General features: G+C 68.0%; 17 protein-coding genes. 12 read left to right on the top strand and 5 right to left on the bottom strand.

The features are described from left to right. The first annotated feature begins 292 nt into the window (after nt 1-292). From ABZ848_RS02480 to ABZ848_RS02465, 4 genes are all read left to right on the top strand, one after another. Nucleotides 293-11,263 (top strand): LamG-like jellyroll fold domain-containing protein, encoded by a 10,971-nt coding sequence (locus ABZ848_RS02480; RefSeq protein WP_360823953.1) that lies wholly within the window; start codon nt 293-295, stop codon nt 11,261-11,263. Nucleotides 11,264-11,313: 50 nt separating this feature from the next. After that, nucleotides 11,314-11,790 (top strand): hypothetical protein, encoded by a 477-nt coding sequence (locus ABZ848_RS02475; RefSeq protein ID WP_360823950.1) that lies wholly within the window; start codon nt 11,314-11,316, stop codon nt 11,788-11,790. Between the two features lie 264 nt (nt 11,791-12,054). Beyond that, nucleotides 12,055-13,212: a hypothetical protein gene (locus ABZ848_RS02470; RefSeq protein ID WP_360823947.1), complete on the top strand. Its 1,158-nt coding sequence runs from the start codon at nt 12,055-12,057 to the stop codon at nt 13,210-13,212. 78 nt (nt 13,213-13,290) lie between these two features. Next, entirely contained in the window at nt 13,291-13,791 is a 501-nt protein-coding gene (locus tag ABZ848_RS02465; protein ID WP_360823944.1) for a hypothetical protein, read from the top strand. Nucleotides 13,792-13,850: 59 nt separating this feature from the next. On the opposite strand, the gene ABZ848_RS02460 is transcribed toward ABZ848_RS02465, so the two are convergent. The 3 genes from ABZ848_RS02460 to ABZ848_RS02450 are packed head-to-tail and all read right to left on the bottom strand — an operon-like array spanning nt 13,851 to nt 15,450. Further along, nucleotides 13,851-14,351 carry an SUKH-4 family immunity protein gene (locus tag ABZ848_RS02460; RefSeq protein WP_360823941.1) on the bottom strand — a complete coding sequence of 167 codons (501 nt, stop codon included), beginning with the start codon at nt 14,349-14,351 and terminating at the stop codon, nt 13,851-13,853. A 32-nt stretch (nt 14,352-14,383) separates the two neighbouring features. Continuing rightward, nucleotides 14,384-14,590 (bottom strand): DUF397 domain-containing protein, encoded by a 207-nt coding sequence (locus ABZ848_RS02455; RefSeq protein WP_360823938.1) that lies wholly within the window; start codon nt 14,588-14,590, stop codon nt 14,384-14,386. An 8-nt stretch (nt 14,591-14,598) separates the two neighbouring features. Beyond that, nucleotides 14,599-15,450 (bottom strand): helix-turn-helix transcriptional regulator, encoded by an 852-nt coding sequence (locus ABZ848_RS02450; RefSeq protein WP_360823935.1) that lies wholly within the window; start codon nt 15,448-15,450, stop codon nt 14,599-14,601. 232 nt (nt 15,451-15,682) lie between these two features. On the opposite strand from ABZ848_RS02450, the gene ABZ848_RS02445 reads away from it, so the two are divergent. After that, nucleotides 15,683-16,123 carry an ATP-binding protein gene (locus ABZ848_RS02445; protein ID WP_360823932.1) on the top strand — a complete coding sequence of 147 codons (441 nt, stop codon included), beginning with the start codon at nt 15,683-15,685 and terminating at the stop codon, nt 16,121-16,123. A gap of 16 nt (nt 16,124-16,139) precedes the next feature. On the opposite strand, the gene ABZ848_RS02440 is transcribed toward ABZ848_RS02445, so the two are convergent. Further along, a complete protein-coding gene (locus ABZ848_RS02440) occupies nt 16,140-16,583 on the bottom strand; it encodes a hypothetical protein (protein ID WP_360823929.1) in 444 nt (147 codons plus the stop codon). Nucleotides 16,584-16,764: 181 nt separating this feature from the next. Here ABZ848_RS02440 and ABZ848_RS02435 point away from each other — a divergent pair, with 181 nt between their 5' ends. Next, nucleotides 16,765-17,736 (top strand): hypothetical protein, encoded by a 972-nt coding sequence (locus ABZ848_RS02435; RefSeq protein WP_360823926.1) that lies wholly within the window; start codon nt 16,765-16,767, stop codon nt 17,734-17,736. Then, nucleotides 17,733-19,496: an insulinase family protein gene (locus ABZ848_RS02430; protein WP_360823923.1), complete on the top strand. Its 1,764-nt coding sequence runs from the start codon at nt 17,733-17,735 to the stop codon at nt 19,494-19,496. Before ABZ848_RS02435 ends, ABZ848_RS02430 begins: the two co-directional genes overlap by 4 nt. 1 nt (nt 19,497) lies before the next feature. Here ABZ848_RS02430 and ABZ848_RS02425 read toward each other — a convergent pair whose 3' ends face one another. Further along, nucleotides 19,498-19,866, bottom strand: coding sequence for a hypothetical protein (locus ABZ848_RS02425; protein WP_360823920.1), 369 nt, complete (start codon nt 19,864-19,866; stop codon nt 19,498-19,500). A gap of 387 nt (nt 19,867-20,253) precedes the next feature. Here ABZ848_RS02425 and ABZ848_RS02420 point away from each other — a divergent pair, with 387 nt between their 5' ends. The 5 genes from ABZ848_RS02420 to ABZ848_RS02400 all read left to right on the top strand — a co-directional run bounded on the left by ABZ848_RS02420 (nt 20,254) and on the right by ABZ848_RS02400 (nt 24,177). Beyond that, nucleotides 20,254-21,078: a glycoside hydrolase domain-containing protein gene (locus tag ABZ848_RS02420; RefSeq protein WP_360823917.1), complete on the top strand. Its 825-nt coding sequence runs from the start codon at nt 20,254-20,256 to the stop codon at nt 21,076-21,078. A 57-nt stretch (nt 21,079-21,135) separates the two neighbouring features. Then, on the top strand, nt 21,136-21,675 hold the full coding sequence (locus ABZ848_RS02415) for a hypothetical protein (protein ID WP_360823914.1): 540 nt from the start codon (nt 21,136-21,138) through the stop codon (nt 21,673-21,675). 6 nt (nt 21,676-21,681) lie between these two features. Further along, nucleotides 21,682-22,323 (top strand): hypothetical protein, encoded by a 642-nt coding sequence (locus tag ABZ848_RS02410; RefSeq protein ID WP_360823911.1) that lies wholly within the window; start codon nt 21,682-21,684, stop codon nt 22,321-22,323. Between the two features lie 157 nt (nt 22,324-22,480). Continuing rightward, nucleotides 22,481-23,128 carry a SurA N-terminal domain-containing protein gene (locus tag ABZ848_RS02405; protein WP_360823908.1) on the top strand — a complete coding sequence of 216 codons (648 nt, stop codon included), beginning with the start codon at nt 22,481-22,483 and terminating at the stop codon, nt 23,126-23,128. Between the two features lie 68 nt (nt 23,129-23,196). Further along, nucleotides 23,197-24,177, top strand: a complete 981-nt coding sequence (locus tag ABZ848_RS02400; protein WP_360823906.1) for a nucleoside triphosphate pyrophosphohydrolase — start codon at nt 23,197-23,199, stop codon at nt 24,175-24,177.

Here is a 24,177-nt window from a genome sequence, read left to right as displayed (position 1 = left end):
AGGAAGTCGCAAAGGTTTCCGAAAGGAGCAAAGGGGCTCGCGAAGCGAATCGGACAGGTTCAGCAAGGAATGGTCAAGCGCGACTCAAGATCGCTCCTTTGCTCTATTCACTCTTTGTTTACAACAGGCAAGATCTCTCCGTTTTCTGTGGCCACTCTGTCAGTTCGCCAACTGACGCCGTGGCCTGCCCTGTTGTGCCCATCCGAGTGTTGGAGTCCCCGCCGTGCGCATCCGGCCCCTCAGCCGTGTCCGCTCCACCCGCCCTCCACGGCGGTCCCGCCGAGGTGTCGCGGTGCTCGTGCTGACCGCGCTCGCCTTCATGTGGACGACGCAGACAGCGGCGGCCACCGGCGCCGAACTGCACGCCGTGGACGTCTCGTTGCCGAGCCTGTCCTCGCTCACGGCCTGGCTGCAGGATCCGCACTGGGGTCGGCTGCCCGCGGAGAAGTCGGGCACCGCCGCCGGCAAGCGGCACCATGTCTCCGCCAAGGCCACCGAGGCGCACCGGGGCACGGGCCGTAAGCCCGGCAAGGGCAAGGGTGAACTCGCCACGTACAAGGCGCACCGGGCGACCGTGAAGCGTGGCAAGAGCGCCGGCGGCGGTGTCTTCAACGCCAAGACCAGCAAGCGGGACGCGGCCAAGTCCTCGCGTACGGACACCGTGTACGACAACGCCGACGGGTCCACCACCAGACGGATCTATCCCTCGACCGTCAACTACCAGGTCGGCAAGGGCAGATGGGCGCCCATCGACGTGGACGTGCGGGCCGGGCCGGACGGGCGCTGGTACGAGAAGGCCAACTCCGTCGGCGTCGACTTCGCCGCGAAGGCCGACGACTCCGACCTCGTCTCCCTCGCCCCCGACGCCAAGCACTCCGTCGCCTACGAACTGAAGGGCGCCGAGTCCGTCAAGGGCACCGCCGACGGCTCCCGCGTCACCTACGCCGGCGTCCTCGCCGACACCGACCTCCAGGTCGCCCCCACCGCCACCGGCGTCAAGGAAGCCGTCGTCCTGCACTCGGCGGACGCCGCGAACTCCTGGACCTTCCCGCTCCACCTCAAGGGCCTCACCCCCGTCCAGCACAAGGACGGCTCGATCGTCCTGCGCGACGCCGCCGGCAAGACCGTCGAGCGCATCCCTTCGTCGTACGCCTACGACTCGAAGGTCGACCCGCGCTCCGGTGACCCGGCCACCACGCACGACGTGACCACGACCCTCGTGCGGCAGGGCAGCGGCTACGCGCTGAGGATCACCCTCGACCAGACCTGGTTGCAGGACGCGCACCGCGTCTTCCCGGTCACCGTCGACCCGACCGTCACCGACGGCTGGACCACGACCTACGCCGAGTCCGGCGCGGCCGGCGACCACTCCTACGAGCAGACGATCAAGGTCGGTTCGTACGACTCGGGCACCCACTCCGCGGCGAGCTACGTCAACCACTGGGACACCGCCTGGGACGCGAGCGGCGCGACCGTCACCGCGGCCACCCTGCACCTGTTCGACACCTGGGCCTCCACCTGCACCGCCGAGCGCTTCGACGTCGCGCTGGTCACGAAGGCCTGGACGCCCGAGGGCGTCACCTCCTACCCCGGCCCGACCTACGGCTCCTCCATCGGCAACGCGACCCCGAGTGTCCCGACCGCCTGCGCGAACACCGCCGCGGACCGGAGCGTCGGCGACTGGGTGAGCGTCTCGCTGTCCACCTCGGCGATCCAGGGCTGGTTCAGCGGTACGACGGCCGACTACGGCCTCGCGGTGTACGCGTCGACGACCGACGCCCTGCACTGGAAGCAGTTCGGTTCCTTCAACGACCCCTCGCTCGGCCCGTACATCACGGTCACCTACACCGGGAACACCGCCCCGCAGCTCTACGAGCAGTTCCCGGCGGACAACGCGGTCGTCGGCACCACCACCCCCGAGCTCACCGCCTGGGCGGGCGGCGCCAACTCCACCAGCGGCAGCAGCAACCAGTACCAGTTCAAGGTCTACGACGCGAACAACGCGCTCGTCGCCGACTCGGGCCTGGTCTCCACCGGCGACTGGACCGTGCCGGCCGGAAAGCTGGCCTGGGGCAAGAACTACAACTGGGAGGTGCAGGCGTACGACTCCACGACCGGGCTCTATTCACCGGCCGATCCCTACGAGTTGTCCGTCCAGGTGCCCCAGCCCGTCATCACCTCCGGGCTCTCGCAGAACAGCAGCGACCACGGATTCGACGCCTCCATAGGCAACTACACGACCTCCGACACGGACGCCTCGATCTCGACCGTCGGCCCGTCCCTGGACGTCGAGCGCGACTACAACTCCCGTGACCCGCGCTGGACCGGAGCCTTCGGCGCCGGCTGGTCGTCCATCCTCGACTCGCGCGCCACCGAGCAGTACAACAGCGCCGGGACCGTCACCGGCGTCAACGTCACCTACCCGGACGGCTCCCAGGTCGGCTACGGCAAGAACAGCGACGGCACCTTCGCGCCGGGCACCGGCCGCTGGGCCACGTTCAAAACGGTCACCGGCGGTTACAGCCTGACCGACAAGGACGACACGGTCTACACCTTCACCACCTCGCTGGGCTCGGGCGGCTATGGCCTGACGACCGTCACGGACGCCAACGGCCGCTCCATCACCCTGACGTGGACCAGCGGACACGTCACCAAGATGAAGTCCGCGGTCTCCGGGCGCTCCCTGAACTTCGCCTGGTCCACGCCGAGCGGCGCGCTCGCCGCGCACGTCGCGACCGTCACCACCGACCCTGTCACCAACGGCGACACGACGACCGTACTGACCTGGAACTACGGTTACACGGGCGACCAGTTGACGACCGTGTGTGCGCCGCTGTCGACGACGAAGTGCACGACGTACGGTTACACGACCGGCTCGCAGTACCAGAACGCCTCCCTCGACCTGGACCCGAGCGCCGCCTGGCCGCTCACCGAGAGCTCCGGCACCACCGCGAAGGACGCGGTCCTCGCCAACGAGGGCACCAAGAACGCGACTTACGAGAACGTGACGCTCGGCGCGGCCGGCCCGCTCACCGGGTCCTCCTCGACCGCGGCCTCCTTCAACGGCACCACCTCCGACGTCGCGCTGCCGAAGAACACCGGCAACGACACCGACTCGGGCGCCCTCTCCCTCTGGTTCAAGACCTCGGCCGGGCCGGGCGTGCTCTACTCCTACGCCTCCCAGCCGATCGGCTCCGGACAGGCGGCCGGCTTCTACACCCCGTCGATCTACGTCGGCACCGACGGCAAGCTGAACGCCGAGTTCTGGTACAGCGGCGGCGTCAACCCGATCGTGTCCTCGGCCTCCGTCGCCGACGGCAAGTGGCACCACGTGGTGCTCAGCGCCGCGGGCAACTCGCAGACGCTGTTCCTGGACAACACCAAGGTCGGCTCGCGCTCCGGCACCGTCTCCATCAAGAGCGCGGTCGCCTTCGGCAAGAACCAGGTCTTCAACTACCTCGGCACCGGCTTCCTCGGCGGCAGCTGGCCCGACGAGCCGCACAGCAGCTCCAGCGACGGCACCGGCTACGCCACCTACTTCACCGGTTCGATCGCCGACGTCGCCTGGTACGGACGGCCGTTGGTCGCCGCCGACGTCAACTCCCTCTACCAGTACGGCACCCACTCGGCGAGCCTGCTCACCTCGGTCAAGCGGCCCTCGGGCAAGACCTTCGCCGCGATGACGTACGACCCGGCGACCACGGCGCTGACCCAGCTCACCGACGAGAACGGCGGCGTGTGGAAGCTGGCCGCGCCGACGGTCGCCGGTTCCAGCCAGACCTACCGGGGCGCGGTGCTCGGCGGCGGTCCCGCCGGCTACTACCGGCTCGGCGAGGCCTCGGGCGCGACCACGGCCCTCAACGAGGTGCACGGCGGAAACGGCACCTACAGCGGGGTGACGCTCGGCGCGACCGGCCCGTTCAGCGACGCCAAGGCCGCGACCTTCGACGGCAGCGCCTCCTACGTCGAACTGCCGAAGTCGGTGCAGTTCGGCACCAGTGACCGCAGCCTCGAACTCTGGTTCAAGACCGCCTCGCAGGGCGTCATCGTCGGCGCCCAGTCGGCGACGATATCCGGCGCGAGCGCCGCGTCCGGCACCTGGGCGCCGCTGCTCTACGTCGGCACCGACAACAAGCTGCACGGCCACTTCTACTCGGGCAGCGGCTCGGGCTCCACGGCGTTCGGCTCGACCGGCACCGTCACCGACAACACCTGGCACCACGTGGCCATCACGGCCTCCGGCGCCACCCAGACCATGTACCTGGACGGCGTCCAGCAGTCCAGCTACTCGGGCACCCCGGCCGACCAGACCTACAACCACCTCTACCTGGGCGCCGGTTTCGCCAAGAGCTGGCTCGACTCCCCGGGCGACGTCAGCCACTTCACCGGCTCCATCGCGGACGCGGCCTTCTACCACACGGCGTTGACGGCGGCCGACGTCGCCGCGCACGTCGAGGCCGGCAAGAACTCCAGCGGGCTGCTCCCGGTCGAGACGGTCAAGGTGACCTCGCCGACCACGTCCACGCTGACGTACACCTACGACGTCGACAACGGCAACCGCGCCCTGACCGAGACCGACGGACTCGGCAACAAGACCAGCTTCGGCTACGACACGGCCGGCTTCGAGCACACGGTCACCGACCCGAACGGCGCGGTCACCACCACCGGCCACGACGTCCGCGGCAACATCGTCTCGTCGACGAACTGCCAGGACCAGGTCGCGAACAAGTGCAACACCGAGTACTACTCGTACTACCCGGACGACACCACCGCGCAGCTGACGACGGCCGACCCGCGCAACGACCAGCTGCTGACCGAGCGTGACGGCCGCTCGGCGTCCGCGACCGACAACACCTACCTGACGTCGTACACCTACGACTCGGCGGGCAACCAGACCGTCGTCACCGGCCCGGCCGTCCCCGGCTTCCCGAGCGGCCGTGCCACGACCACCGTCTACAGCGACGGCACCAGCACCTACCCGTCCGCCGACGGCGGTGTCGTCCCCAAGGGCCTGCCGGTGAAGACGGTCAGCCCCGGCGGCGCGGTCAACTCCGTGTCGTACTTCGCCAACGGCGACGTCGCCTCCACCACCGACGCCATCGGCCTCGTCACGTCGTACACCTACGACGGTGTGGGCCAGGTCCTGAGCCAGAAGGTCGTCTCCGACACCTACCCGAACGGGCTCACGACCACCTACGCGTACGACAAGAACGGCCAGGTCACCAGCGAGAGCGACCCGCAGATCACCGACCGGGTCCAGGGCGCCACGCACTCCGCGGTCTCCAGCACGGTCTACGACGACGACGGCGACGTCCTCTCCCAGACCGTCTCCGACGCGAGCGGCGGCGACACCTCGCGCACCGAGACGCAGACCTACGACTCCTACGACCGGCTGCTGACCGAGTCCGACGCCAACGTCGCGGCGGGCACCTCGTACGGCAACACGACGACGTACACGTACGACACCTCCGGCAACAAGACCAAGGAGGTGACGAGCGCCGGCAACGAGACCGACTACACCTACGACGACAACGGCAACCTGCTCACGCAGGCCCTGATGTACACGGGCGACCCGGTCAACCCGCAGACCGCGGCCTCGCTCGTCGAGTCCTCCCGCGCCTACGACCCGGCCGGGCGGCTGGCGTCGATCACCGACGCCATGGGCAACAAGACGGCGTACACCTACACCGACGACGGCCTCACCGCGACGGTGAAGAAGACCAGTTCGGACGGCAGCAGCACCTACACCCTGGAGTCGGACACCTACGACGCCGCCGGCAACCTGCTGTCCCAGACGACCGACAACGGCGAGAACGTCACCAACTACACGGTCGACGCCTCCGACCGCACGACCTCGACGACCGTCGACCCGACGGGTGTTGACCGCGTGTCGACGGTTTCGTATACCCCGGACGACCAGGTCGCCTCCGAGAACGACCACGACGCGACCGGTTACGACCGCACCACCACCGACACGTACGACGACATGGGCAACCTGCTCAGCGAGACGCTGTACGGCGACGCCGCGGGGCACCCGGCCGGCTGGTGGAAGCTGAACCAGACCAGCGGCCGCAGCGTCACCGACGCGTCGGGCACGGGCAACACGGCGACCGCCGGCGCGGGCGTCAACTGGTCGGACGACGCCGCCCAGTTCAGCGGCGACACCAGCGGCGCGGGCGACATCATCTCCACCAACAGCCCGGTCCTGGACACCAGCGCCTCCTACACCGTCTCGGCGTGGGTGAAGCTGTCCGACACCTCCACCTTCCGGACCTTCGTCTCGCAGGGCGGCACCAACCGCTCCTCCTTCTACCTCCAGTACGCCTCCAGCCAGGGCGTGTTCCGCCTCATCTCACCGAGCGAGGACTCCTCCGGCACCCCGACGGCGTACTACAACGCCTACGCCTCCAGCGCCCCCGCGCTGAACACCTGGACCCAGCTGGTCGGCGTCTTCGACCAGTCGACGGGCACCATGAGCCTGTACGTCAACGGCTCCCTCGCGGACACCGCCAGCAACACCACGCCGTGGACCGGCTCGGGACCGCTGTCCATCGGCGGCGCGAAGACCGCCGGCGGCGCGGTCAGCAACGCCGTCAACGGCGCGGTCAGCAACGTCCAGACCTACCAGCGGGCGCTGTCGGCGAGCGAGATCAACTCCCTCTACGGCAAGGGACGTTCGGGCGGCACGGTCGGCTCCTCCGACCAGCAGACCACCAAGTACACGTACGACAAGCGGGGTCTGCCCACCTCCGAGACGGACCCGGAACAGCACACCACCAACTACGACTACGACGAGGCCGGCAACCTCGTGGCCACCACGGCCCCGGCCGTCCAGGCGGAGGCCGACGGCATCGCCGCGAACGGGCAGACCGTCCGCCCGGTCACCTACAGCGGCTTCAACACCTTCGGTGAGGCGGTCGCCGAGAAGGACCCGAACGGCCTGGTCACCACCACGGCCTACGACGCCGACGGCAACAAGGTCAGCGAGACCCTGCCGTCGTACACCCCGGCGGGCGCCTCGAACCCCAACGCGGGCACGACCGTCTGGACGTACGACAGCGAGGGCAACCAGACCGGCGAGACCACGCCGGGCGGCAAGACCACCTCCTACCTCTACGACCAGATGGGCGACCTGGCCCAGACGACCGCCCCCGACGGCACCAAGATCCACGCCACCTACGACGCCAACGGCGAGCAGCGCACTGCCACGGACGGCACGGGCGCGCAGACCCAGGCGACGTACGACTACCTGGGCCGCCAGGTCACCTCCACCACGCTGGAGCGCTACCCGTCGACGCGCACACTGACGACGAACTACTCGTACGGGGTGACCACCGGCAACCCGTACGGCGCGCACGTGGCGTCGGTGACGAGCCCCGGCGGCGTGACGTCGTCGTACGCCTACAACCGGGCGGGTGACGTCACCTCGGTGACGGACGGTGCGGGCAACTCCACCTCCTACGCCTACGACTTCGAGGACAACAACACCAAGACGACGCTGGCGGACGGCAGTTACACGGCCACCGACTACAACGTCAACGACGACCCGACGGCGACCCGCAGCTACGACTCGAACGGCACGCTGCTGTACGGCACTTCGCAGCAGTACGACGGCAACGGCAACCTGGTCGCCGCCACCGACGCCAACCAGCACACCACCCGCTGGACGTACGACGCGGCGGGCACCATCACCCAGCAGGTCGAGCCGGTCGACGCGACGACCTCCATCACCACGTCCTTCGGCTACGACCAGGCGGGCAACCGCACCCGCTTCACCGACGGCCGCGGCAACAACTGGCGCTACAGCTACACCCCGTGGGGCCAACAGGAGAAGGTGATCGAGCCGACGACCTCGCAGTACACGACGGCCGCGGACTCGACGACGACCTTCGCCTACGACGCGGACGGCAACGTCACCTCGGCCACCGCGCCCGGCGGGGTCACGACGTCGATGACGTACGACGACAACGACCAGCTCAAGACGATGACCGGCTCGGGCGCGGAAGCGGCCACGGCGAAGCACAGCTTCTCCTACGACGCCGACGGCCGGGTCACCTCGGCGGCCACGGACACGGCGGGCACGTCGGGTGCGATCGACTACCAGGCGTCCACGAGTGACTCGTTCACGTACGACGACCGCGGCGACATCCTGTCGGCCTCCGGTTCGGCGGGTTCGTCGAGCTTCACGTACAACGACGACGGTTCGATGCTTTCGCGGACCGACGCGGCGGGCACGCAGTCGTACGGCTACGACACCGCGGGCCGGCTGTCCTCCCTGGACGACGCGGCGAGCGGCACCCATCTGACGTACACGTACGACCAGTTGAACAACGTCAAGACCATCAAGTACGGCAGCACCGGCCAGACCCGCACCTTCGGCTACAACAGCGCGCACGAGCTGACCAGCGACGTGCTGGTGCAGGGCGCGTCGACGCTGGCGAGCTTCAGCTACGGCTACGACAACAACGGCAACCTGACGTCGAAGACGACGGCGGGTGTGACGGGCGCGTCGTCGAACACGTACACCTACGACTGGTCGGACCGCCTCACCTCCTGGAACAACGGCACGGCCACCACGGCGTATCAGTACGACGCCTCGGGCAACCGCGTGCGGGTCGGCTCGGACGTGTACACGTACGACGCACGGGACCAGCTGACCTCGGACGGCACCAACTCGTACACGTACTCGGCGCGCGGCACGATGACGCAGGAGTCGTCGACGGCCGGCGGTACGGCGGCCTTCAAGACGGACGCCTTCGGCGACCAGATCGTGGCCGGCACGCAGTCGTACACGCTGGACGCGCTGGGCCGGAACATCACGGACACCGACACGAGCGGGTCCACGACCAGGACCTTCGCCTACTCGGGCGCGGACAACACGATCGCGACGGACGGCGACGCGTCGTACACGTACGACCCGTCGGGCGGCCTGGTCGGGGTGAAGGGGTCGGGTTCGTCGACCGGGGCCCTGGCCCTGACGGACCTGCACGACGACGTGGTGGGCACCTTCACGTCGGGCGCGACGTCCCTGTCCGGCTCGGCGACGTACGACCCGCTGGGCAAGGTGACGGCGGTCGCGTCACTGATCGGCCATCTCGGCTTCCAGTCGGGCTGGACGGAACCTGGCACGGGTGACGTAGGCACCGCCTCACGCTGGTACAACCCGAACACGGGCGAGTTCCTGAACAAGGACAGCGTCTCGCCGAACCCGATGCCGGACTCGGCGGCGGCGAACCCGTTCGCCTACGTCGACGACAACCCGCTGGTGGGCACGGACGAGTCGGGCCACTGCTCCTGGTGGACGGGTTCGTGCGAGGTGAAGGCCGCCAAGCACGTGGCGAAGAAGGTCAAGCACGTCGCGAAGGCCGTCTACCACGCGGCCAAGCACGTGGCCCGCAAGGTCGTCCACGCGGTCAAGCACGCGGCCCACAAGGTCGTGCACCAGGTGCGGGACGTGTACCGGGCGACGGTGCGGGTGACGCGGCGGGTGTACCACTACACGGTCCGGCATGTGAAACGCGTGTATCACGCGGCGGTCCATGCGGTCCATACGGCGTATCACAAGGTCTCGAAAGCCGTGCACCGCGTGGTCCACGCGGTGAAGAAGGCGGCACACAAGGTCGCGCATGCCGTGAAGAAGGCGGCGAAGGCGGTCGCCCATGCGACCCGCACCGCGTACCACGCCACGGTGAAGGCGGTGAAGTCGACCGCGAAGTTCGTGAAGCACCATGCGGCGGCGATCACGTCGATCGTGGTCTCGACCGTGGTCTTCGCGGGCTGCGAGGCGGCGACAGCGGGCGTCGGCACGATCGGCTGCGCGGCGCTGGCGGGCGCGGCGGGCTCGCTGGTGGAGCAGGGCTTCAAGTGCGCGGACAACGGCGGCAGCGACTGCAGTGTGGGCGCCTTTGCGGGCTCGGCGGTCGAGGGCGCGGTGACGGGCGCGGTGGGCGGCGCGCTGGGTTCCCTGGGCGGCAAGCTCCTTGCCAAGGCGGCGCCGAAGGCCATGGAGGTCGTCGGCGGGCTGTTCGGGAAGGCGGCGGAGGCTGGGGAGGCCGGGGCCGCGGATGCCACGGACGAGGCGGCGGCTACGGCGGAGTCGGAGGCGGCGGGGTCTAGGTCGCAGTCTCGGTCGGGGACATGCCCGCACAGTTTCACGGGCTCAACCCGGGTGTTGTTGGCAGACGGTTCGACAAAGGCGATCAACCAGGTGCGGGTGGGCGACACGATTGCCAACTCGGTGCCGGGAGTGGCGGGTACGCAGGCGCACAACGTCACCGCGGTGATCGTGACGCACACGGACCGCGACTTCGTGGACCTGACGATCAAGGCGACGAAGGCGACGACCGAGGCCGACGTCAAGGAGGGTGTGAAGGCCGGGGCGAAGTCCCTGGCCAAGAAGGTCGCCCGCAAGGCGGCGTTCGGCCTGGCGGCCTCGGCAGCGGTACTGGGCGCACTGGCGGCGAGTCACGGTCATGCCTCCGGCCAGGAGACGGTGGCCAAGACGGTCGCGGCGGTCTCTTCAGCGACAACGTCCGACCAGAGCACCAAGACTGTCGGTACGTCGTCGGATCCGCAGGGCGCACACCTGACGACGACCTTCCACCACCCCTTCTACGACGAGACCCAATCGGCGTTCGTCCAGGGCAAGGACCTGAAGGTCGGCGACGTCCTCCAGACGCCGACCGGAACGGCCGAGATCACCGGCGTCCGGCTGTACCACGCAAACACCACGACGTACGACCTGACCATCGGCACCCTGCACACCTACTATGTGCAGGCTGGGGACACGCCGGTCCTCGTCCACAACTGTGACGGTCGTGGAGGCCTCAGCAACGAGGAGGAAGCACAGCACGCTTACTCGGCTGCCGACCGCCTCCAGCAAGCCCGGTACCGGGCCACGAACGAGACCATTCCAGGTGCCAGAGGAGCGCAGGGGCAGTACGGGACGACGGCCGTTGTCGGGGTTCGCAACAAGACGACGGGAGATATCTCGATCCGTACTGCCGTGAACCACAACGGGCCCGCACCTGACAGCTGGCAACAGTGGGCGAAGGATTCTTTCGTACAAGGTGAGGGGCACGCTGAGACGACGATTTTGAACAGTCTCGCCGACGACGAGGAGGTTGTGTTCGGCGCGGCCTCCCGAAATATCTGCGACGAATGTAACTCGGCCCTGTCGAAGGACCCAGGGCTGACCCTCGGTGGGAAGCGGTTCAGAGGCGGTCCAGGAACCACACCGTTCAGAATGTTCTGGCGACTCTAACTGCTAGGCCAATGCCCTCTTATGTAGTATGAGCTGGTGCACATGAGTCCATGTGCACCAGCTCTGTTCACGGCGAGAACAAGTGGTGGCGGGATATGGTTCCTCAGGTTGGTGACGAAGTCATCGTCTCTTGTGAGCCGGCAAGTGCTCGAGTGGTCGAGGCGGATTCACGGCAGGTCACTCTCGAATGGCCGTGGGGGGTGATCGACAACTCCTCAAATTTTCGATGGGATGGAAAATTCTCCCTGCCGTACGGCGATTCGAACCCTGAATGGGTCCCGTATCAGCTTGAGCCGGATTTTTCTGAACTCCACCCGGGGGACATCTGTACGGTTTCCATCCCGCCGACGCGGCTTTATGTAGGGCATTACGAAGAGTATGACCCTCCGCGCAACCTCGGCTGGGCTCCCGCGCCCACTGCGGGAATCTACGTGGTCCCACCAGAGAACATGGACGTGGAGGATGCGGGATGCATGCTCTATCTGGGCGGTGCCGAACCCATTAGCGTGGAGCCGGTCGAAGACTGAGGCTGGTTTTTACGGGCGGTCTCCGAGGGTCGCCCCCGGTTGTATGACGTTCGGGTCCCAGTCCGGAGACGTCGATCGTCAGTGACCTCTTCAGAAAGTAATGAGATGACTTTGGCGCTCATTTCATTCCCAGTAGACTGATTGGTAAGGCCGGATTTAAGATCTCGGTGCTTACAGTCTCTTAGGCCTCGTAAAGAAGTATCCGTGCAGGTTCTCTCATTCGACAGAGTGGTTTCTGTAAATTTCGGCGACTAGCTTGCGTAGATGAGCGAAGCGATTGCCAACCCCATGCTGAGAGTTATGGCTGTGGAGGCGCACAAGATCACCGCAGTGATCGTGACGCACACGGACCACGACTTTGTGGACCTGGCCATCAAGGCGACGGCCGACTCTAGTGCGAAGGTGCACGAGGTAAGCATGACTCGAACAACGCCTTCGCGACCCGTTGACATCGACGCGGTCTTCCCGGAGCTTCGACTGCACGTTGCCAAGGCGACGCGACTTCACCCCCGTCCCGGCAGCCCTGCCCCGACTGACAGTTCGGTGGGCGGTCCGCTGCTGTGGCCGGCGGACGAACCTTGGCTGGTCTGCGCGGCAAGTCATCGCAAGTCGCGCGGTGAATTGCTGGAGAATGTCAGGCGACGTCGGCGCATCCTGGAAGCGGCCTGGACGCGGCTCGGTTCCGATGGCCGGCCGATCGGCCCCACCGACGAAGAGCGTGATGAGTTGAACGCGCTCAACAAGAGAGGGAACTACGCCCCCGAACTGGGCGACGATGCACAAATTCCCATGCTCCCGGTACTCCAGATTTTTCAGCGAGACATCCCTGGTCTGAATTTTCCGGACGGGAGTGACCTGTTGCAGATTCTCTGGTGCCCATTCGATGCTCACGGGGCTGAGAAAAAGGTTGATGTCCGCCTGGTCTGGCGGAATTCTACAAGCATTCATGAGTCACTCTCGATGGCGCCACAGCTCAAGGTTGTAGGGCGTGCAGGATATGTTCCTGAACCTTGCCTGCTGGACCCAGAGGAAATCCTTGAGCACCAGGCCTTCGAGCTCCTTCCGGAAGATCTTCAGGAGTCGCTGGAAGGATGGGAGGACTGGGAAGATGAGGAGGCCCCGCACTATCAGTACGACCTGTCGGTTGCGCCTGGTTGGAAGGCGGGTGGGTTCGCTTTCTGGCACTTGACGGGTCCTCGGGAAATGCTGTGCGACTGTGGCGCCCCAATGCGCCTGCTGGTCACCGTCGACAGCAAGGAATGGGACAACGGCTCCTTGAGCTGGAGGCCGGTCGAAGATGCCGGGAACTCGGCTTACGGTTTGAGTAAACCGACACAGGTAGTCGTTGGAAGGGCAGGGGCATTGCGTATTTTCGTATGCACCTTGGACGTCTCGCATCCCCACAGGACCAGCGAACAGTGAGCCTCGTCATACGCCGTGCTCCTCGTCTACCAAGCAGCACGTCTGCTGTCGTCATGCCGGCTGTCTACACACTTTCGGATGCTGGGATCATCGTGGACGGAGGTTCTTGTGAATGAAGTAATTCCCTGGGTTGGGACTGAGTGCGCCCGTTTCGGCGATTCGCGGAAGGAGATTCGCGAAAGGCTGGGAAGTTTCTCTTCCTTTAGGAGGAGTCCCGGAGAATCTCTCATTGACCATTATTCTTCGATTGGGCTGATGCTTCACTTTGACGAGGCTGACCGCCTGGATTTTATTGAGGCGACAGCCGCATCAGGACTTTCATTTTCTGGCGTTCAACTCCTTGCGAGGCCTTTCGGGGAAGTCCTGGCCGACTTGCGGTCGAGATCGGTTGACTTCAGTCTTGATGGCTCTGGATGCGTCTTGGATGGGTATGGAATCGAGCTGTACACTCCGGCTCCTGACGAGCTTGATATTGATGTAGAAGGGGTGGCTCTAAAAAGTCCTGTAAAGAGTCGGGGTAGCTCTGGGGCTTCGGAGATCTCGGTCGATCCGCCGACGGGCGAAGACACGCTTTTCTGACAGATTGCAACGCTGATAACTGCGCTTGCGGCTGGCCAAGGGGGAAGTTCGCCGTCAGCTCAGGAATCCCAGTCCTCGTAGTCCCCCATCGCAACGTCGTCGCAGAACGTCTCCCAGAATCCATTGTGCGTCAGAGTTGCCTCGTCGATGCCGGCGATCAGATTTCGAAGCTCTTCCGCCACCACCTCGTACCTGTCTCCGTAGCCGTCCGCGTAGAATGGGAAGCGCCCGATCACTGCGGCCACGCATTGATTGAAGGAGCCGAGATCGCTGTTCACGAGACGGGGAGCCCTCGCTGAATCGACCTTGGGAATCTGCACCACGTGGCCAGTGGCAACGTCGACGGCGACGCGTCCGAACAGGCCGCTCGTCGCGATGGCGACCAGCCCCTGCTCAACGATCCCCTCAAGGAACACCGCCTCATTCAGTGGCCGGTACTCGTATCCGATCAACCCGGCCGGAATGCCCGTCTTGCCGAGAGCGACAGCAATCTGGGCGGGCACCTCAGAGGGAACCTTGACGTGGATCAAGGTGAACTCGGGCTTCGGCAGCTGCGGCAAGGGTGAGAATGAGATTTTTGAACTCCGCTTGATTATACGAATTGGGACTTCTCAGGAATCGACTTGAGGTTCATGAGGAAGATGCTGAAGGCGTTCGTGGGGAAGATGAGGGTCCCGTAGTCGGGGTCCTTGGAGTCGCGTATCGCTATGAGGGTGTGGTTGTTCGCGATTTCCACGCAGGAGTCGCCGTCGCCCGGGCCGGAGTAGGACGACTTCCGCCAGTTGCCGGGGGTGTCCATCGGGTGCCTCACAGCTCTTTCGTCAGCCTGTGGATGAAGTCGCGGGACCGTTCGGGGTCGAGCGACGCGGCCTCCACTTTACGGAAGAGCGTTCGAAAGGCGCCGAGCTGGGCCTCGGAGTCGATGAGGGCCGCGCCCTGGGGAGCGTCGCGCACGACGGTGTCCAGTTTGGGTACGGCGCCTCCCGCGTAAGCCATGGCACTTGCCGCACCGGCGAACCCCTCCAGGCTGAAGGGGATGACCCGCACGGTCACATGATCCGCTGCGGAGCGTTCGAGCAGGCAGGTGAGCTGGGCCCGTGTGGCGGCGCGGTCGCCGACCATGATGCGCAGTGCCGCCTCGTGGATGATCGCCTCATACGGTGTGGGAGCGAGGCCCTCCAGGATGACTTTGCGTTGCATGCGGTGGCGGACCCGCAACTCCAGTTCCTCACGGGGGAGATCGGGGACGCGGTAGCCGTAGACGGCTCGGGCGTAGTCCTCCGTCTGCAGCGGGCCGGGAACGAACAGGAACTGGACCTCGCGCAGGAACGTCGCGTGGTGCTCCAACTCGGCGAGGTCGAGGAACGGCGTGGGCAACAGGCCCCGGTACTCCTCCCACCAGCCGCGCGTCCGATCGGTCGCCCAGGCAACGAGGGCCTCGACGAACTCGCTGTCCGTGCATGAGTAGTTGGCCGCGAGAAGGCGCAGCCTCTTCGCGCTCACGCCCGTGAGGCCGGCTTCGATCTGGCTGATCTGTGCGGAACTCACGCCGAGCAGCGTCGCCGCCTCGCGCGTCGTGAGACCTGCCGCCTCGCGGAGCCTCCGCAACTCGACCGCCAGACGCATCTGGCGTGCCGTCGGCTCGCTCCTCAAGGCCATCGATTGCCCTCCCAACACACCCGCAAGCGCGACTCGTTCGGGGGTTACGTTACGCGATCGCCTTGCAATACTTAAACGGATAGGTCTACCGTCGGTGGCGCGACGCACACACTGCGGCACCCCCGGGACCCCGGAAGCGCACCGCTCCGCCCTGCCAGGACGGCCGCGGCACTGCCACCGCCCGCCGACACCCGCCGCCCTCCGAGACCCCACCCCGAACCGGAGCCGACGTATGCCCGAAACCGAGTCCCAAACCGAGGTCGCAGCCCAGATCCAAGAGCCCTGGGAGTACACCTTCTACATCCCGAACGACCCCCGCGCCGTCACCGTCTGCCGCCGCACCCTCCGCCTGATCCTCACCATGCACGGCCTGATCACCCTCGTCGACGTCGCCGAACTCCCCGCCACCGAGCTGGTCTCCAATGCCGTACGCCATACCAAGGGGCCCGTCGCCCTGCGCGTGCACTGGTCGCCCGGCGTGCTGCGGATCGGCGCCTGGGACGCCGACCCGGCGCCCCCTGAACCATCGAAGACCTGGGACCAGGTCGCCGAGTCGGAAGGTGGTCGAGGGCTGGCCCTGGTACGGGCCTGCGCCGATCAGTGGGGTTGGCAGCCGCTGGTCAGGCAGGGCCGTCGGGGCAAGTACGTATGGTGCGAGTTCGCCGCGGCCTGAAGTGGCCGCCTGGGCTTCAACGCGTCACCCTCAACCCCGCCACAAACCGCGGCCCGTCCCCCCGATGCTGCACCGGAAACGTCACCTTCAGCCCCTGCTCCTGTCCCTCCACCGACAGCTGCGTGACGAACTGCAACCCCAGGAACGCCTTCCTCGAACCGCCCGCCGAGACATACGGACGCGGCAGGTTCAGCAGCAACTTGCCCGGTCTGCCACCCCGGTTGCCGTCGAAGAACAGGATTCTCTGGTCGGTCAGGACTATGTACATGGGCCGCGGAGTGACCGTGGCCATCACCGTGCCCGCGCTCAGTACGCCCACGACGGCCGCCGTCAGGGCCTGCTTGCGGACGGAGACCGAGCCGACGCCGGCGAGGGAGGCGAATTCGATCCGCTCGCCCTGGAGCAGCAAGGGGGCTGCTGCTTCGAGGAGTTGGCGGCTGCGGCGGGCGTTCAGGGACATGGAGAGGACTCCTGGAGAGCAGTAGAGAGGTACGGAAAGGTGCGGACGGTATAGCGATCCGGTGAACGGGAGTTGGACGGAAAGTCCGCCGACGGTCAAGCCCGGCTCTGCCGCATCCCATCTCTGACCTGCGGTTTCCCCGCCGCGCTCGATGTCACAGCCCTCGCTTAGTATCCGCCGCATGCCACCACCCGACGCCGGGCCCGGGCCTTACCCCGGCCCCGACCCCGATTTCGAACTCGCCTCCGCCTACCCGGAGGTCACCTGGCTGCGGCAGGCCGCGACCGCCGCCGACTGGGCCTCCGTCCGGCAGTACTACGACAGCCTGCCGCCCGGTACCGACCGCGCCTTCGTCGTACGGGTGTTGACCGAGGTCGACGGCGTCGAGCATGCGCTCCGGCAGCAGGTGAGTGCCGCACCGTACGACGTGTTCGCACTCACCCTGCTCGGTGCGCGGCTGGTGCAGGTCGGATGGGAGATACGGACCTCGGCGCGGGCCAAGGACGTGAGCAGGGAGCAGTTCAAGGCGTTCCATGCACACCTGAAGGACGCGGAGCAATTGCTCATCCGCGCCACGGCAGTCGACCCGTCGTACGACGCTGCCTGGGCCGAGCGGCTGAACACCGCCCGGGGACTGTCCCTGGGCAAGAACGAGGCCCGACGGCGCTACGACCGGCTGGCCAAGTACCACCCGCACCACTTCACCGGGCAGTCCCGTCTCCTCCAGCAGCTGTGTCCCAAGTGGGGCGGCACCTGGGAGGAGGCGCACGGTTTCGTGCGGGAGTGTCTACTGGCCGCCCCCGAGGGGGCGCTGAGCGGCGGCCTGGTCGCCGAGGCGCACATCGAGCACTGGCTCGACCTGAAGGGCGACGACAAGCGCGCCGAATACCTGCGGCAGCCGCACGTTCACGCCGAACTCGTCGAGGCCGCCGAGCGGTCGGTGTTCCACCCGAAGTTCGGGCGCCCGCACGGCTGGGTCGCCGTCCAGGGCTGCTTCGCCGCGATGTTCTCCCTCATCGGCGACACCGAACAGGCCGCCGCCCACTTCCGCGCCCTCGGCAACCTCGCCTCCGAGTACCCGTGGAGCTACCTCGGCAAGCCCGCCGAGGCATACGTCCGCCACCGCGACACCGCCCTGAGAGGCCGAAGATGAACCCCCGGTACCCGCAGGACGGCCACCACACCCCCGTAACCCCCGTAACCATCCACCTCACCGAACTCGAAGGCATACCCACCCTCTTCGCGTACGCCCCCGGCCCCACCCGCGCCGGCCTCGTCTTCCGCGTCGGCACCGCCGACGAGACCCTCGCCCGCGCCGGTGTCACCCACCTCGTGGAGCATCTCGCCCTGTACCGGCAGGGGTTGGCCGACTACCACTTCAACGGCGAGACCAAGGCCGCCTTCACCCACTTCCACGTCGAGGGCACCGAGCACGAGGTCGTCGCCTACCTCCACGGCGTCTGCGCCTCCCTCGCCGACCTCCCCATGGAGCGCCTGGAGACCGAGAAGGAGATCCTGCGCACCGAGGAGTCCCGCCGCGAGCCCGGCCAACTCCCGCTGTGGCGCTACGGCGCCCAGGGCTACGGCCTGCCCAGCTACCCGGAGTGGGGCGTGCCCGGACTGCGCCCCGAGGACGTACGGCACTGGACGCGGACCTGGTTCACGGGCGGCAACGCCGTGCTGTGGATCGCGGGCGAACGCATCCCGGCCGGGCTCACCCCGAGGCTGCCCCAGGGCCCACGGCACCCGATGCCCGCCGTCACCTCCGCGCTCCTCGTCACGCCCGCCCACTTCTCCGGCGGACAGGGCGGTGTCCTGCTCGACGCCGTCGTCACCGACACGACCGCCGCCCGGGTCTACGCGGGCGTCCTGGAACGCGAACTCTCCCGCGCCCTGCGCCAGGAAGGCGGCTACTCCTACACGACGGCCACCGACTACGCCTCCCGCCGCGACGGCCACGCCCTCCTCACCGCCTTCGCCGACGCCCTGCCCGCTAAGCAGGACGCGGTGCTCGGCGGGTTCGTCGACGTCCTCGCCGCGCTCCAGGCCGGCCGTGTCGCGCAGGCCGACCTGGACGCCGTACGCACACGTTCCGACGCGGCACTGACGGCGGCCGACGCGGCCGTGCGACGGCTGCCCAGCGCGGCGGAGGACCTGCTCGTCGGGCGGGCGCCGCGCGGGCTCGACGAGCTGCGTCACGAGCTGTGGTCGGTGACGCCGGCGCATCTGCACGCGGTGGCCCTGGAGGCGGCGAGCACCGCCCTGCTCCAGGTGCCCGCGGGGCACAGTGCCGACTGGGCGGGGTACGCGGAGGCGCCGACCCGTTCGACGTACGCCGTCACCGGGCGGCGGTTCGACGCGGTGGCCAAGGACGGATCCGCGCTGGTGGTCGGCGACGACGGGGTCAGCCTGACGCTCCGGGAGCGGGACGGGAGCGACGTGGCCGTGACCGTGCCCTACCGCGCCTGCGCCGCGGTGCTGAGCTGGCCCGACGGCGGCCGACGTCTCATCGGCACCGACGGCCTCGCGGTCGCCGTGGAACCCGGTCTCTACGGCGTCGACGCGCACACCATGGCGGCGCTCGACGCGGCCGTACCGCCGCACGCGCGCGTGCAGTTGCCGCCGCGGCAGCGGGTACCGCGCGCGGAGGCCCCTGTTGCGGCGGGGAACCCAGAGGCCGCGGCCCCCGCGCAGGCCGCCCGGCGCACCGGCGGACAGACCGCCGGGCTGGTCGTGCTCGGCGTCTTCGGCGGGCTGTTCGCCTTCCTCGCGCTCGCGGTCACGATCTTCGGTGGTGGCGATCCCGAGACCGGCACTGGCGAATGGATCGCCCTCGCGGGCTTCCTCTGGGCCGTCACCGGGCTGCTGGCCTGGCCCGCCGTACGGATCCTGCGGCGCACCCGGAGGCTGTGACCTACCGCAGGTACGGATTCCGCGGCGGCGTCGGCGGCACCGGCGCGACCCCGTATCCGGGCTGCTTCGGGGTCGGGTTGTCGAAAAACCCGAACAGCAGCAGGCCGGCCGTCAGCAACATGGTCAGTACGACCACCAGGCCGAGGAACGGGTCGCCGGCCCCGTCACCGCGCACCGCCGCCCACGGCAGGGTCACACACTCGTAGAACGTGAGGGTGGCGAAGGCGCCCCAGTCCGAACGCCGGCCGCGGCGGATCGCCGCGTACAGGAAGGGCACCCAGCTCAGCAGGCCGCACGAACCCAGGACGAGGACCGCCCAGCCGATCCGCTGCCACCAACCGGCTTCCAGCCGTTTCGGAAGTCTCTCCATGCCGAACAACCCCCCAAGGTCGAGGCAAGGCTAGGGCAATGACCGTCGCCCGGGGGGTGAGTGAGGAAAGGCCCGCTACTTCCTCAGCGCGGTGACGATCTGGGCCCGCGTTCCGTGATCCAGGAGTTTTTGCCGTGCCCTGAGGGAATCTTGTGATGATCCATAGAACCCGTTTCCCGAGCCCAAGGACTCCATCGGTTAGGTTGCGATCCGCTCGTGGTGTCCAAACTTCCGCGTGCGCGAAAACAGTTCCACGCAGGAGTCGTACGGCCGCCGCCGTGCCGCCTCGCCGTGCCGGACTCGCGCCGCTCCAGGACACCCGCAGAAACTTTCGTCGGACGTGTACGCGTCGCCGTACAGGTCCGCTTGTCATGAACAGGGGTGGGGATGGCCGACCATCGGCAGTCGAAGAAGCGCAGGTACATCTCGTGGGGCGTGGCCGGTGCCGTCGTCGTCGCGGGTGGCGGGATCGCCGCGACGACCTCGATGGCGGCCACCACCTGGCCGGCCCAGAAGACCTACACGGGCCGCGCCTTCGACACCTGCGCCGCGCCCTCCCTCGCCGCCATGAAGGCCTGGCACACCGGTTTCTACGGCGCCGCCGCCGTCTACATCGGCGGCAAGAACCGCGGTTGCAGCCAGCCCAACCTCACCGCGTCCTGGGTCAAGTCCGTCAGCACGGTCGGCTGGAAGCTCATCCCGCTGTACGTCGGTTCCCAGCCGTCCTGCGGCTCCGGCGGCTCGGTGAAGATCAGCGCCTCCACCGCCGCCTCCGTCGGCAAGAGCGAGGCCGACGACGCGGTGGCCAAGGCCTCGGCGCTCGGCATGAAGGCCGGCAGCCCGATCTTCCTCGACATGGAGGCGTACGACACCACGAACACCTCCTGCAACAACGCCGTGCTGACCTACGTGCGCGCCTTCGACAAGGAACTGCACGCCAAGACGTACCGCGCCGGCTACTACGGCTTCACCAGCTCCAGCGCCAAGGCGATCGCCACCGCGACCGACAAGACCGACCTGCCGGGCAACCTCTGGTACGCGCTCTGGGACAAGACCAACACGACCACCTCCGACTGGCCGTGGGGCAGCACCCAGTTCACCGGCCACAGCCGGGGTCACCAGTACATGGTCAACAGCAAGGAGTCCCGCGGCGGTTACACGATCACCGTGGACCGCGACGCGTGGGACGGGCCGGTCGCCATCACCGGCTGAGTAGCGCCCGTTCAAGACGATCCGAAGGCCTACGACTGAAATGCGAGGGCGAGGGCGATGAGGATGCCGAGGCTGTTGGAGCGGGCGCTCAAGCTGCCTGCCGCGCCGGCGCTGCGACTGCCGGCCGTGCGCGCGGGTTTCGCCGCGCTGCCGGTGCTCAGTCTCGGCCTGCTCTGCCCCGTACCGTCCCTGGTCCTCGCCCTGCGGCGCCGCGCCCGCGCCGACTGGCTGGCCTTCGGCGGCTTCAGCGCGGTCTTCGTGGCCTGGCTCACCGACCTCGGGCTCACCCCGGACGACACGCACGGCGCGCTGTTCGGGGTGGACCTGCTGCTCATCACACTGTCGATGGCGGGCGCCGCGGCGCACGCGTGGACGGCGTGGCCCCGGCGCGCGGAGGGGCGTGCGGACGGGAGTGCACGCCGGTGGATCGGCGAGCACGCCGGCGCACCGGCGCTCGTAGAGGCGGGGGAGCGGACAGGGGGCGCGACAGACGCCGGTGGCGCGGGGCGCGTGGGACTTGAAGGACTGGCGGGAGACGGGGGACACACGGGCGTCGACCGCGTCGTCGACCCGGTGACCGAGCGCGTGGAGGAGTAGCACTACATGGTCAAGCAGGTCCGACAGGTCACGCGGACACGGCCGGTCCGGGCCGAAGGGACGTCGCGGCTCGCCGCCGTGGGGCGCGCGGCGGTGGCCGGGCTGCGTTCGCTCGGCGGACGTACCCTCGCCATGATCGGTACGGCGGTCGGTGTCGCCCTGGCGGTGATCGTGACCGGGTTCCTCCTCTACCACCACGGCAGCAGCCGCCCGCCGATCCCCGCCACCCGGGCCCGCCACTACACCGAGACCGACGCGTGCCTCCTCACCGACCGCAACGGCATCAACGCCAAGGCCGCCGCGGCCGTCTGGCAGGGCATGCAGGACGCCTCCCTCGCGACGCACGCGCGCGTGAGCTACTCCTCGGTGACCGGAGAACAGAGCACCGCCAACGCCCGCCCCTTCCTCAACGCCATGCTCCAGGGCTCCTGCGAGGTCGTCCTCGCGGTGGGCGGCCCCGAGGTGAAGGCGGCACAGGAGGCGACCCGACGGTACGCGAAGCTGGGGTTCGTGCTCGTGGGCAGTGGAAGTGGCAGCGGGAGCAAGGACAAGGCCGGCACGGACAATGTGGCCTGGGTACCCGCCGACGACGGACTGCGCGCCGGTGTCGCGGCCGCGGTGAAGCAGGCGGTCGACGCACGGGGCTGAGGGCTTCCACCCTTGGACCGGACCCCGCGGGGGCGTGGCGGTGCCCGAAGCCCCGATGAATCGTTGGTCGAATGGGTTGGCCCCAGCCGTCCCACTGCCTACCATCGATCACCGCAAGACTTTGTGCACCGTCGCACAATCTCCTCGGGAGGCTTCCTTGCACCGCCGCCGTCGCACCGCGCTCCTGCTCACCGCCGCGATCGCCGCCGCGGCCCCTCTCCTCACCGCCTGCGGAAGCGACGCGCATCCCGGCGCGGCAGCCGTCGTCGGCGGCCAGCGGATCTCCGTGGCGCAGCTGGAGAACCGGGTGAACGAGGTGCGCACGGCACAGCGGGCGGCCGTGGCGAACGACGCGCAGTACAAGCAGGCCGTCGCCCAGACCGGCAGCCTCACCCGCGACACGCTGCACGGCATGGTCCTCGACCGGGTGCTGCACCGCGCCGCCCAGGACGCGGGCGTCTCCGTCACCACCAAGGAGATCCAGCAGATGCGCTCCGGCCTGGAACAGCAGGTCGGCGGCTCCAAGGCGCTCGAGACGGCCTGGCTCCAGCAGTACGGCGTCGCCCCGAAGCGCCTCGACGACAACCTCCGCCTCCAGCTGGAGGCCCAGAAACTCGCCCAGAGCCTCGGCACCGACACCAGCAAGCCCGCCTTCTGGAACGCTCTCTCCAAGGCCTCCAAGGAACTGAAGGTCGACCTCAACCCGCGCTACGGCGCCTGGGACGTCCAGAAGAGCAGCCGCGTGGACGCGAAGACGCCGTGGGTACGAGAGGTGACGGCGCAGGCTTCGCAGGGGACGGCGTAGATACGGGGTGGACAGTGCCCCCTGTGGATAACTCAGGGGTTGTCGGCGGCGTGGGTTAGCTTCGAACCGTGAACGCAACCAGCTCCGCACCGGCGGCTCCGGGCCGCATCGTCCTGCTGACCACCAGCCACCGTGTCGCCCCCGGCCTGCTGTCCTGGCCCGCCTGGCAGGCGCTGCACGCGGCCGACCGGGTGCTGTGCGCGGACGGCGCGCATCCGCAGCTGCCGTATCTGCGTGAGGCGGGCATACGGGTCGAAGAGACGTCCCCGACGGCGGAGGACCTGGTGTCCGCCTGCGCCGCCGGCCGCACGGTCGTGGTCGTGGCGACCGGCGAGGGCGAACCGACCCTCACCGACGGCCTCGCCCGCCTGGCCGGCTCCGGCCGGGTCTCGATGCCGGAACTGGAACTCCTCCCCGCCTCCTACGACCTCCCTGGCGCCCGCCTCCTCGACCTCGTCCAGGTCATGGACCGCATCCGCGCCGAGTGCCCCTGGTCCTCCCAGCAGACCCACAAGGGCCTGGCGAAGTACGGCATCGAGGAGGCGTACGAACTCGTCGAGGCGATCGAGGAGGGCGACCGCGACGAACTCCGCGAGGAACTGGGTGACGTCCTCCTCCAGGTCGTCTTCCACGCGCGCATCGCGGAGGAGGACGAGGACGAACCCTTCTCGATCGACGACGTGGCGGGAGGCATCGTCGCGAAACTCATCCACCGGCACCCGCATGTCTTCGGTGACGAGACGGCGACGACGCCGGAGGAGGTGAAGCAGCACTGGCTGCGCACCAAGGCCATAGAGAAGCAGCGCGAGTCGGTGACGGACGGCATACCTCTCGGCCAGCCGGCCCTCGCCCTCGCCTCCAAGCTGTCATCGCGCGTACGCACGGCGGGACTCGAGGTCCCACTGCCCCAAGGAGAGGGCCTCGGCTACGAGTTGCTCGCGCTGGCGGCACGGGCGGAGGCGGAGGGGGTGGATCCGGAGGCGGCACTGCGGGTTGCTGCGCGGGCTTATCGGGATGCGGTACGGGCTGCTGAGGGGGTGTCCGCTTAG

Origin of the sequence: Streptomyces sp. NPDC047081, assembly GCF_040643775.1 — a bacterium.
Classification (GTDB): Bacteria; Actinomycetota; Actinomycetes; order Streptomycetales; family Streptomycetaceae; genus Streptomyces.
Note: the sequence above shows the minus strand (reverse complement) of the source record. Positions and strands in the feature narration are given on the sequence as shown.